This is a genomic window from Dickeya fangzhongdai, from assembly GCF_002812485.1.
Lineage (GTDB): Bacteria > Pseudomonadota > Gammaproteobacteria > Enterobacterales > Enterobacteriaceae > Dickeya > Dickeya fangzhongdai.
This window is the reverse complement of the sequence record NZ_CP025003.1, coordinates 2,570,732-2,583,108: the sequence shown is the minus strand read 5'-3', so window position 1 is coordinate 2,583,108 and position 12,377 is coordinate 2,570,732. Positions and strand designations below refer to the sequence as shown.

The following is a 12,377-nucleotide window of genomic DNA, read 5'->3' as shown; positions in this document are numbered from 1 at the left end:
GTGGAGGGAAGGGCCGCGTTATGTCAGTGACGTCTGCAATCTGAGCGCGCTATCGGCCAGTTGTGAAACCGGATTGCGGCCGATCAATACGAACTGATAGCCTCCGGTATGCCACCAGGCAAGGTGCATTCCATGCCGTTGTTCATTGTTGATCGCCGTTGCGCTTCGCTGCTGCTCCGGGGAGATGCACAATGCCATCGGCCCGTAATCGGCATGCATCCAGGCAATCTGGGCGATTGAGGTGCTGTCGTAGCGCAGCATACGTACCATTTTCAGCTCGGCGCCTTGAATAGCGAGCTGCTGTTCGTTCAGATGAATGCCGATGTCCTGCGCGGTACGCGCCAGCCCCCGAGCCAAAGCGGACGATGAACTGTCCATGTCGAGCAGTGTTTCCGCGCTGTACAGTGACATGTATTGGGCCTCAAGATCGCGAATTTTCTCGCTATCGTTACGAACAGCCGAGGCGGGGCGCGCCAGATAGCCCAACCCTGAGCCAATCACCAGAAAACTGAGCGAGGCGGCAATCAGCGAACGGCGGCTAACCCCGATGCGAGGCGGCGTTTCTCCCACGACGGGAGTCGCCGCCAGCAGTTGCTCAAGTCGATTCTGCATCCGGGCCTGGGGCGCGTCATCAAGTAAAGGTGCGAAGGCTTCTTTAAACGCCAGATCGCTTTTTTGCAGCCTGGCGATGCGTTCGGCAAGCTGATCGTCATTCCTGAGCCACTGCTCGAACTGCTGCGCGTCGGTGTCATTCATCTCGCCGTCAAGCCAGGCGACGATAGCTTCGTCACTGTAGGGGGGCGTAAAATTTATTGTTCTCATGAACGTTTTTCCTTCGCGGGCGTCTGGGCGTCAACCGATTTGGCCAGAATTGTTCGTGCCGCCGCCAGCCGGCTCATAATCGTGCCGATCGGTACCGATAACGTGTCTGCCGCCTCCTGATAGGTAAACCCTTCGACATAAACTAAAAATATGGCGTTGCGCTGCGCTTCAGGAAGCGCGTTTACCCGTTGCATGATTTTCTGGTAATGCCGGCGATCGTCATTCAGCGCGTGGGTGTCCGGCGCCGGCAACTCATCGCTTTCGACAAATCCTTGCCCCATACGCACACGGCTGGCGCGCAGATCGGAAATCCAGATGGAGTGAAGAATGGAGAACAACCATCTATCGATGCGGGTTCCCGGCGTAAATTGCGCGCTCTTCTCAAGCGCGCGAACGCAGGTGGACTGCACTAATTCTTCAGCAACATCGTGACTGCGCGAGAGCACCAGACCATAACGCCACAGGCGTGTCAGATGCGCGGCAAGCTGCTGGCGAACGTCACTGGTAGTGATTTTTTTGTCCTCGCGGTGATACTCAGGATTCAGGATGCCCGTTAATAGCAGCCTGTAAGTCACGATACTCTTCGCAGCTTTGGCCGCACAGGCTGGCGATCGTTTTCAGTTGCTCCCGCGCCAGATCGGGGCGGCCTTTCACCAGCCACGCTTCACCAAGATATTCGCGTACTTTGGCATAATTCGGGTTGAGCGCCAGCGAGCGTTGATAATAGCCGATGCCTTCGTCGGTACGCCCGAGTTTTCGCGTGGCGTAACCCCGGTAGTTCCAGGCTTCGGCGGTATTGCCATTTTTCAGGGTATCGAGCAGGTTCAGCGCCGCCTGATACTCGCCTTTTTTAGCCAGGTGATAAGCGTAGTTGGTCTTATCCTGGTCGCTCAGACGGCTGGTTTTTTCAGGGACACACTGTTTCGTCGCGCTGTTATAAACCTGTCCGGCCGGGCAATCCGGCGTTTTACTGTTGGTATCGTCGTCGCCCGCAGCCAAGACCTGCGGGATATGCAAAGAAAATAGCAGTACCGGGATGGTTAGACGGCGAGCGATAGAAAGTTGGAAAGAAGAAACAGGGTTCATTTTATTTACTCCTGGGTGAATGCGTGGTGTAAGTGATGGGTAAACGCATCAGCGGTCATTTCTATTCACCGATTATTTTTATTTCACCGATTATTTTTATTCGGAAAAAATCGAACCGGACTCAACCCGATGACGTGAGGTGAAAACTCCTCACGGCGCGGCAGGAAAGGGGTGGTATCATATCGGCCTCTTTCATCTGGAATTTTCACTGTGACCTTATTGACCTCATTTGCTGAACTGAACGCGCTTCCTGCGGAGCAACTCACCACCCTTAACGAGCTGGGCTACCAGACCATGACGCCGATTCAGGCGGCGGCGTTACCGGCGATTCTGGCAGGAAAAGACGTCCGCGCGCAGGCAAAAACCGGCAGCGGCAAAACCGCTGCTTTCGGCCTGGGCCTGTTACAGCATCTTGATGCCGGGCAGTTCAATACCCAGTCGCTGGTGCTGTGCCCGACCCGTGAACTCGCCGATCAGGTAGCAAACGAGCTGCGTCGTCTGGCTCGCTACATGCCGAACATCAAGGTGCTGACCCTCTGCGGCGGCGTACCGTTCAGCATCCAGCGCGACTCGCTGACCCATGCCCCCCACATCATTGTCGCCACGCCGGGCCGACTGCTGGATCACCTGAAAAAGGAGACGGTAAGCCTTGATGCCCTGCAGACGCTGGTGCTGGATGAAGCTGACCGGATGCTCGATATGGGCTTTGCCGACGCCATCAACGAGGTTATCGCCCACGTACCCGTCCAGCGTCAGACGCTGCTGTTTTCCGCCACCTGGCCGGATGCCATTGCCGCCATCAGTCATCGTATTCAGCGCGATCCGCTGATCATTGAAATCGGTACGGTGGATGAACTCCCGGCGGTTGAGCAGCAGTTCTATGAAGTCTCCCGCAACGGCAAACTCGATCTGCTGCAGAAACTGCTGAGCCGCGAACAACCTGCTTCCTGCGTGGTATTCTGTAACACCAAAAAAGACTGTCAGGCGGTATACGACGCCCTGACCGCCAGTAACCAGAGCGTACTGGCGCTGCATGGAGATATGGAACAGCGTGACCGCGATCAGACGCTGGTGCGCTTCGCTAACGGTAGCAGCCGTGTGCTGGTGGCAACCGACGTTGCCGCGCGTGGGCTGGATATCAAAGCGCTGGAGATGGTGGTTAACTACGAGCTGTCGTGGGATCCCGAAGTGCATATCCACCGCATCGGCCGTACCGCCCGCGCCGGTGAAAGCGGGCTGGCCATCAGCCTCTGCGCGCCGGAAGAGGCCCAGCGTGCGAATGCGCTCGAAGAAATGCTGAATATGAAACTCAACTGGCACCCGCTGCCGACCGGGCTGCGCATCACCCCGCTGGAAGCCACTATGGCGACGCTGTGCATTGACGGCGGCAAGAAAGCCAAAATGCGTCCCGGCGATATTCTGGGAGCGTTAACCGGTGACATGGGGTTGGATGGTGCCGATATCGGTAAGATTATGATTCACCCGACGCATGCCTACGTGGCGGTGAAGCAGTCGGTAGCCCGCCATGCGTGGAAGCAGTTGCAGCAGGGGAAAATTAAAGGCAAGGCGGTGAAAGTCCGGTTGCTGAAGTGATGTGAGAAAAAAATCACGTATGCGCTGTGGTCCTCGATTAACTGATAACGCATAAGGTTTTCTGGCCGCTCGGCGGTCAGAACCTGCTTCGTCTTTCCTATTTTAGATTTCAGAGAAAAGAGGGGAAATAGACGGTAAGCTAATTATTAGATCAGAGTAAACTATCCACTCAAGATGAAAAACAGGAGCCACGCACTTTACACTAGCGCTTCGTATAAGAATGACCTATAAATAAGTCACCGTCACCACGTTAATTCAGACGGTTTATACGTTATCTCTATGCTTTTTGGGAATAAATAGTTCGCTTTTTCTAATTGTTTCCCAATATTCATATTATTAAGGATGAATGCTATGAATGGAAATATAGTTTGCTGGGTTCGTCATTGTTTCAGTGCGGCTGTTTTTGTATCAGCCACGGCAGGTTCGTTCTCTGCCGCTGCTGATACAGTAAAAATTGACGCAAAAATCAATTACCAGACAATTCAAGGCTTTGGTGGAATGAGTGGGGTTGGGTGGATCAATGATCTGACAACAGAGCAAATTAATACTGCATTCGGTAGTGATGTCGACCAGATAGGGCTATCAATTATGCGAATCAGAATTGACCCAGACTCCAGTAAATGGAATATACAGCTTCCGAGTGCACGTCAGGCCGTCTCGCTAGGGGCTAAATTAATGGCAACCCCCTGGACACCTCCCGCGTATATGAAAAGCAACAACAGCCTGATAAACGGCGGGCGTTTGCTGCCGGCATATTATTCCGCCTATACCTCGCACCTGCTGGATTTTTCCAAATACATGCAGACTAATGGTGCTTCTCTTTATGCCATTTCTATACAAAATGAACCTGACTGGAAACCCGACTATGAATCTTGTGAGTGGAGTGGTGATGAATTTAAAAACTATCTTAAATCGCAAGGCTCTAAATTTGGTTCTCTTAAAGTAATTGTCGGAGAGTCATTAGGATTTAATCCTAAATTAACTGACCCGGTATTGAATGATAGTGATGCATCAAAATACGTTGCAATCGTAGGGGGACACTTATATGGCACAACGCCTAAAGCGTATCCCTTAGCTCAAAACGCGGGTAAACAGATTTGGATGACCGAGCACTATGTTGACTCAAAGCAATCGGCTAATAACTGGACGTCAGCCCTTGAAGTGGGAACTGAGCTGAATGCCAGCATGGTGGCAAACTATAATGCTTATGTATGGTGGTATATCCGCCGCTCCTATGGATTGCTTACTGAGGACGGCAAAGTCAGTAAGCGTGGTTATGTGATGTCTCAATATGCCCGGTTCGTTCGCCCAGGGTTCCAGCGTATTCAGGCTACGGAAAACCCCCAGTCAAATGTTCATCTGACAGCCTACAAGAACGCAGATGGAAAAATGGTCATTGTTGCGGTAAACACGAATGATTCAGATCAAATGCTGTCGTTGAATATCAGTAATGCCAACGTCGGTAAATTTGAAAAATACAGCACATCCGCGGTGATGAATGTTGAATATGGCGGAACATATCAGGTCGATAATAGCGGCAAAGCGACGGTATGGCTAAATCCGTTAAGTGTGACGACCTTTGTCAGTAAGTAACCAGCCCTGTTAGCCCGATTGGTTCTGATAAATCAGACTGAAAGCATGAGAGTTACCGATGGTGGCGCCCTGATGCAAACACCTGATGCAAACAAAGGTAACTCTCATTTTTTATGAAAAACAAATTATGCTCATAACTGAATATCTGCGAGCATCATGGTTTCTTATACATTTCTTATAATGCTGTTGTACCCGACTACCATAAAGATGGAAACTGTTTATACGCGTTTTTCAACGTGCCTCCACAAGACCTGGTAAGACAGCATAAAAAGAAAAATCCACGCAACTGCGTGGATTTTATGGGTTTGTCGGCCTTCATGAGATTCAGTGAATCCTCATGAAGACAACAGAAGAAAATTTAGACGTTGAACTGTGATTTTAAGTTTAAAATTTTGATAAATAGTTTATTTATTTTTATACTCATTCATGTACTCACTTTGATTTGTGTCTTCCTCTAAGGCTAGCTACCACAACACCTGTTTATCCATTTTGGACTAATGTCTTCGAGATGACTGTGTCGCCGGGGGCCGTTTATCTGAATATGTACCGCTACACATTCAAACGCAACCAGCCCGTAGAGTTACCTAGGGAAAACACAGACACTCAATACGTACTGTGACGGTACGTCAGCGCAAACCCCCAGCGGGGAGTTACTGCGTCTTACAGTTAAATAGAACAGCTAATAGTGATTGAACTCTATCCTTTATAGAGTCGACAATGCGAAGTATCTGAGCGGCGCAATGAGCGATGAGCGGAAGTTTGCGATTCTTTAAAAGCAGTTTTTAAGCGTCACTAACGTAGCCGAGTATTAATCAATGAGGAGCTGGTCACGGCCTCACGAATCCCTGAATAACCTGACACCGGAAGAGTACCGGCAGGGCTGGTTAAATCCACTTCTCCGAGTGCTAGGCAATTAACACGTATATCGGAAGTCGCCAGCTGTTCCACTGTTTTTCGAATATCCATCGCATTACGACCAAGGCGGTCAAATTTGCGCAGGTGGGAAAAAAAACAAGGGACTGAAGAATTGAATGATGGCTATTCCTGTCGATAACCCAGGAATAGCCTGTCTGACTTAGAGTAATGACTCCAGTTTTTGTCTTGCTTGGCTTGTTAGCCGCTTAATGCCCAATGATCGGGTGATATCTGCAATTTTGTACTCGCCTTTTGTATTCAGCACCAATGCGCGTAACTCTTCTGCAGGGATAGCATCAATCTGGCGAATATCATTTTCTGTCGCAGGCAAACGGAATGTATTCCAGTCTGCCTGCTGAGTTGTGGACTGCCAGACAAAATTTTCACCAAAATGATCTGTCGCAACATGATAATGCTGATCCACCAACTCCATCACCCTTTCACGAATTAGCCTGCCAGCACGATTGAAACCGTGGACGCGTGCAATGCGCTGCACCAACGTTGTTTCCAGCAGTGGAGATTCAGCTTTCACCACTGAGTCGATGAGCCCTCTCAGCGTTTCGTCATACCCACCAATGTAGAAGCGTTCGGCATCAACTCTGCTATTCCATTCTTGCAGGTCATTAACGATGTATTTAGCCCCCTGAGCGGGTAAGGTAATTTCCGGGGTCGGTGATGAGGCATATTTTAGCTCTGGCACAGCGGTCTCTGCGCTATCGTCGTCTTCAGACTTTTTACTGGGTTGCTTTATCACTTCGACAGGTGCTGAGATTTCTTCATCGTTGGCTCCCTGCGCAATGGCGGTAGTTACGAGGAGATCATCCGACCCTGCAATCGCGGTTGTTTCACCGCTAATATCAGCAGGTTCCTCTGCCTCCGCCGTATGCATTGCATCAGTGGTTCTGGATTCTTCAAGCAGATCTCGAATGGCCGAATCAAGTCGCTCAAGCGCACCTTCTTTATCAATCCACCACTCCGTTGACCAGAGGCGTAATAATTTCCAGCCGAGGCCTTGCAGGATAGCGCTGCGAACTTTATCACGATCGCGGGCTGTGGCTGCGCTATGGTAGGTGGCGCCATCACACTCAATGCCGACCAGGTAATCGCCCGGTTTATCCGGATGAACGATCCCCAGATCAATACGGAAACGGGAGACACCTATTTGCGGAACAACATGCCAGCCTTTTCTTCTCAGACCACTAGCAACCGCTTCTTCAAAAGGTGAGTCATAGCCGCCAACCGAACCACGAACAGCCTGTGCCAATGCTACCGGGCCCCGTTGAGCAAATTCGATGAAATGCTTAAGGTCGGCGACAGCACGTGCGCTGGTTCGATTGAGGTCGATCATTGAAGAGTCGAATGAGGTAAATACCATCATCTCCTGACGCGCACGCGTGACGGCAACATTCAGGCGTCGCCAGCCTCCTTCACGATTGAGTGGGCCAAAGCTCATGGACATCGTATTGGCACCGGGTTCTGTAGGGCCGAACCCAATACCGAGCATAATCAGATCGCGCTCATCGCCCTGAACTGTCTCAAGGTTTTTAACCACCACGGGTTCTTCAAGCTCTTGCTGAAAGAAGGGCTCAATTGCAGGATGTTGCTGACGGGCTCTATCCAACAAGTCATTGATCAGTTTTTGTTGTTCGGTATTCAGGGTAATAATGCCAATCGACTTACCTGAAGCGACAAATTTTTTATCCGTCAGACGTTTTACGGTCTCTGCGACGATGGCTTCGGCTTCGGCCTGATTGTGACGACCTTTACCTTTCGAATAAACGCCAGCAACTTTGCACCACTGAACAGCACTTTGTCGCGTTTCCGACGCAGGGAAGGTGATCAGGTTCCCGTCATAATAGCGGTGGTTAGAGAAGGTGATCAAACTTTCATGGCGACTACGGTAGTGCCAGCTCAGGCTATAGTTGTATAACCCGGCGGCAAGGCATTCATCCAAAATGCTTTCCATATCCTCTTCAACATCATCGTCCACATCACTTGCCCCACGATTGAAGAAACTGGTTGGCGGCATCTGACGTGGGTCGCCAGCCACGACAACTTGTTTACCACGAGCCATTGCGCCAATGGCGTCCCAGGGGGATATCTGTGATGCTTCATCAAAGATCACCAAATCAAACAAAGCCTGGCTGGAAGGCAAAAATTGCGCTACTGAAAGAGGGCTCATAAGCATACAAGGTGCAAGTTTCGACATTGCATCGCCCATCTCTGCGGCCATTTGCCGAACAGGCTTATGACGACGAGATTTCTGTAGTTCATGCTTCAGTAAGGCAAAGCCACCCTGTTTGTCTATTTCGTTTTTTGCGGGGATCACGCCACACAGGCGGGCACGAATGTAACGAACCGTTAACTTTGCTAGGCGATCGGTATGCTGGCGATATGCCTCAATGTCACTCATATGTTCGGCCGGAACAAAATTATGCAGTAGCGGTTCCGAATCAATGACCCATGAGGCGAACCAGCGACAATAGGCAGTTTCGAAAATCTCTGAGGCACTCGTTTCTGAGGTATCAAGATGAGCCAGCGCATCCAGCATGGGCATCAGCCCCTGAGAAATGGCTTCTTCCCGCACGCGACTCCAGTCACTCCATGCTTTCAGTGCTGATGAATTCTGCATTATGTTTAACGCACAGTTCCGCAATGTGGGGATAGACGGATTTTCTTCTTGCGTTTTTATCAGGCCACAGAAGGTTGTTTTGGCTTCGCTAAACCCGGTAAGTGCAGTACGAAGGTTCTGGCATAAATTCGCAACCACACCGGCCGCACCCAGCAAATCATTGGCATCAATGACTAGGGTTTTAACGGCAGTGCGAATCCCTGCAAGTTGTTGTGGTGAAGACGCTAACGTACCGAGTTTGTTGCGGATCTCTTCCGCGAGTGCCACCGTCGCTGCTAATTTTGTGTAATCTGTTGCCAGACTGCTCCAGCCCGGTAGCGTTGCCGTCTCGCTACTTATTGCCGTCAGACGTTGTGACAACGGCTGCAGTAGATCAATAACAGGTAAATCGGCAGCCAAATCCGGTGCTGAACTGAGCGCATGTTGCTGCATTACACCCTGGATAACTTTTTTGCGTGCGCTGGTGGCGAAGAACCAGAACTTTTTACCCGCTTGCGTTAGTGCTTGTTGGATTTGCGGCACGTTGACGTGTTGCCAGCTATCCGCAGGATAGTTGACTGACAACCGTTCTTTAGTGGTGGTTATCTCCTGCAGCAGGGCGATTGCTGTATGGGCAGCCTGAATGCGGGCTGTCGCATCGGGAGTGAACATAAAACTGAGATCGATGTCGCCTGCTTTGGTCAGGAGTTCGCAAAAAGCGAGCAGCTGTGCCAGTTTTGCTGGCTCTTTGACGTCCAGTTCAAGTCCACTTGCCTGCAGTAGCGCATCAGCCGCTTGTTCTAGGTTTTCTATTTTTCCGGGCAGAGCTTTCGCACTGACAATCAGTGATGACTGCCATCCGTTCGTCCAGTCCGTTTGTGCAATGGCGGCAAAATGTTCGCCGTGTTGTTGAAAAGCAGCACGGTTAAGCTCCAGGCGTCTGGCTATCTGCCTGAAATATTCCATCTGTTCTGCGGTATGCAGCGTATCAGCCGGCCATGTAAATAGCGGTGTTGCTGCACTGACATCTTTTATAACTCGACCCATTGCATGATGTAGCGTTAAACCGTTAGGCCAACGTTTATGAAGCAAACGGACAACTTCGTTAAGCTTGTCACGAAGAGTTTGCAACTTGCTTGCTTCCTCTTCCCATTCCTGGGTGGTCAGCACGTCGCGTACGTCCCACGCGCGTTCGAGTTGCTTGAGGAAATCCATCTTCGAGGTTTTACTGGAGTGTAATTCTAGGCAAAACTCACCTAATCCTTGCGCCTCCAACCTGCGGTAAACGACATCCAGAGCGGCTTTTTTTTCAGCCACAAACAGCACGCGTCTACCCAGCGCAAGGTTGTGCGCAATCATATTGGCTATTGTTTGCGACTTGCCTGTTCCAGGCGGTCCGTCCAGCACAAAATCGCGACCTTTTGCCGATGCCACTACAGCTGCAACTTGCGACGAGTCTGCAGGTAATGGCAAAAAAAGTTCCTGTGTTCCTATTTCGTCATCTAGTTTATCGACATCTATGATTTCACCGCTCTTTTGCAACGTGGCATTTTCCTGTCCACGCTCAATCAGGTATTTGACCAACGGGCTTTCCATCAGTTGCGGCGTGCGGTCGACGAGATCCTTCCACATTAGATATTTGGCGAACGAAAAGGTACCAATCACGACATCGCGAGTGACCTCGAAGCCCGGGATATCACGGACTGCGCGGCGTATAACATTCCATATACCATCAACATCAATACCGCTTTCATCGGTTGGTAATTCGCCATCCAGCCCGTTGATGGTCAGCGCGAAATCGTTACGCAGTAGCTCGAGTAGCGTCAGATTGAAGCGAGGTTCTTCTTCCAGCAAGCGCATTGTCACACCAGAGAGCGCACTTTTCCGATCCAACTGAATGGGCAGAAGAATGAGTGGCGCGAAATAACTCTTAGGGTCATCGGCAGCCTTTTTCCATTTAAGGAAACCGACAGCCAGAAAAAGTGTATTGGCACCGCCTTCTTCGAGGTCACTTTTGGATTTGCGATAGAGATCAATTAGTGAAGATTCAAGGCGTTCTTGTTCAAGAGGGGAGACGACTTCGCCACGTTCCAGCGCGTTTTGTGCATACTCATCACGTAAGTTTTCATGCGTCTGTTGCTGGTATAATTCTGCATCCCGACCGCCCATTTCGAGATTTGGCAAAGAGACAATACGCAGACGCTTGCCTTCCGCAAGTTTATCTTCAAGCATCCCAGGGTTAGAACATACCAATCGGATGCCTTTCGCACTTTCCGGCAGATGCAATAGGCGGTTCCGGGTTGTTAAATCCAACAATTTTCGTTGCCATTGGACCAGCCGGCTGGTTGCACCTTTTTCATCAGTGATGTCGATCTCAATATCAAATGAAGGCAGCTGCGGCGCATCTTCAAATCCATGAGAAATGATCTGTTCCGTGTCGGCAGTCTGCCCTGTCGTACACAATGCTCCCAGCGCCAACGGGCGGATTTTTTGCATTCGAGCACGCCGTACATCAATGGCGGCGTAGAATTTTTTTTCTGTCAGATGCTGGAGAGCCTCTACGGAAGCCTGAGTAAACGATGCCGGGTACGCTTGTGTTGCCAGCGTCGTTTCAAATACGACCATCTCTTTTAAATCGATTCGCTTACGTACGGCGGAGACATCTTCGGTGACGAGTTGCGCAAACTCTTGCGGTTGCAACCACAGGCCGACAAAAGCATGACCTTCCGTTAAAAAGACCAGCGGATTTAGACCGAGTTGTTCTAGCGTGGATGCAAATAAGAGTGTGGTATCCAGACATGTGGCGACCCTTGCCTCCACGATGGCTCCGGGTGTACGAATCTTCTGACCGTTGTGTTCAAAGCTGGCAGGGGGAAGAGCGTAACTGATATTCATGTTGCAGATGGCAGTCCATAGGGCGGAGGCTATCTCCCAGACCCGAGTTCTGGATTTGCTTTCGTAGCCATCCAGGGCTTCTCTTTTCCCTGCACTACGAAGAACATCCGATGTGGCTTTAAGCAGGCGATCAATCGCAGGGTCGTTAGGCGTAATGAAAGACGGCAACAATTCAACCATCGCATCGCCGCCCCATTCATTTTTTGCCAGGGCTTCAAGCGGATAATTAACGGTAAAAAGTTCATCCTCTCCCTGACGTAAACACAGCGTAATTTCGCACACCACGCTTTCAGTCAGTTCAGCCAGCCATTTTGCGTCGAGCTTAACATCGCGATCGCGAATATCTAGTGAGGAATGAGGAAGCAAGCGATCAATTTTCCACTGTTTTGCTTCCAGCACCGCAGGTGTTGTCTGCAAATGCAGCGTTAAATCCTGGTACGTTTGGTCAGATTCGTTATGTAATACCAGTTCACGTAACAGGGGAACCGCATTTTGGTGCGAAGTGAATCCCAGCTTATGGGCGACACTGACATATGCCTTAATGCTCATAAAATTCCGTCTCCAATGAGAATATATCACTCAGGCCATGTTTATTGATGGAGGAGCCCGGTGAACACAAATCCTGCTGAATAGGGCTACCAGGCCAACTTATCGTCGACATGATATATAGCCTTAAGAATTGTCTTAATGCTTTATACGATAAAGGATAAAAGCCACCTAAGCCACATGAAACTTGGGATTTACCAGCAGTTCACAACGATCTATTAGCGCTATTTATTGCAGCAATAAGGTGGTGGATTGTTCCAGCTTCGATAAGCCAGTTATTGGCAGGATAATGCGACTAATATTTCCCGCGAAGAAT

The 12,377-nt window shown here is 50.2% G+C and carries 6 protein-coding genes and 1 pseudogene; 2 read left to right on the top strand and 5 right to left on the bottom strand.

Translation table 11 applies throughout. The features are described from left to right. Positions 1 to 18: 18 nt before the first annotated feature. The 3 genes from CVE23_RS11595 to CVE23_RS11585 are packed head-to-tail and all read right to left on the bottom strand — an operon-like array spanning position 19 to position 1,908. A complete protein-coding gene (locus CVE23_RS11595; RefSeq protein ID WP_038919129.1) occupies positions 19 to 822 on the bottom strand; it encodes an anti-sigma factor family protein in 804 nt (267 codons plus the stop codon). Further along, on the bottom strand, positions 819 to 1,397 hold the full coding sequence (locus CVE23_RS11590; protein WP_371205617.1) for a sigma-70 family RNA polymerase sigma factor: 579 nt from the start codon (positions 1,395 to 1,397) through the stop codon (positions 819 to 821). The genes CVE23_RS11595 and CVE23_RS11590 overlap by 4 nt, the downstream gene beginning before the upstream one ends. Continuing rightward, positions 1,357 to 1,908 carry a tetratricopeptide repeat protein gene (locus tag CVE23_RS11585; protein ID WP_049855415.1) on the bottom strand — a complete coding sequence of 184 codons (552 nt, stop codon included), beginning with the start codon at positions 1,906 to 1,908 and terminating at the stop codon, positions 1,357 to 1,359. Before CVE23_RS11585 ends, CVE23_RS11590 begins: the two co-directional genes overlap by 41 nt. Positions 1,909 to 2,127: 219 nt before the next feature. On the opposite strand from CVE23_RS11585, the gene dbpA reads away from it, so the two are divergent. Together dbpA and CVE23_RS11575 are read left to right on the top strand one after the other, a co-directional pair. Beyond that, positions 2,128 to 3,501, top strand: a complete 1,374-nt coding sequence (gene dbpA, locus CVE23_RS11580) for an ATP-dependent RNA helicase DbpA (RefSeq protein ID WP_100850457.1) — start codon at positions 2,128 to 2,130, stop codon at positions 3,499 to 3,501. 351 nt (positions 3,502 to 3,852) lie between these two features. Continuing rightward, the gene (locus tag CVE23_RS11575; RefSeq protein WP_049855416.1) at positions 3,853 to 5,094 is read left to right on the top strand and encodes a glycoside hydrolase family 30 protein; all 1,242 of its coding nucleotides are present in this window, start codon (positions 3,853 to 3,855) and stop codon (positions 5,092 to 5,094) included. An 834-nt stretch (positions 5,095 to 5,928) separates the two neighbouring features. Here CVE23_RS11575 and CVE23_RS23065 read toward each other — a convergent pair. After that, a pseudogene (locus CVE23_RS23065) lies at positions 5,929 to 6,087 on the bottom strand (recombinase family protein); the annotation flags it as partial. A gap of 82 nt (positions 6,088 to 6,169) precedes the next feature. Further along, positions 6,170 to 12,064, bottom strand: a complete 5,895-nt coding sequence (locus tag CVE23_RS11565; protein ID WP_100849583.1) for a DUF3320 domain-containing protein — start codon at positions 12,062 to 12,064, stop codon at positions 6,170 to 6,172. Positions 12,065 to 12,377: the final 313 nt, after the last annotated feature.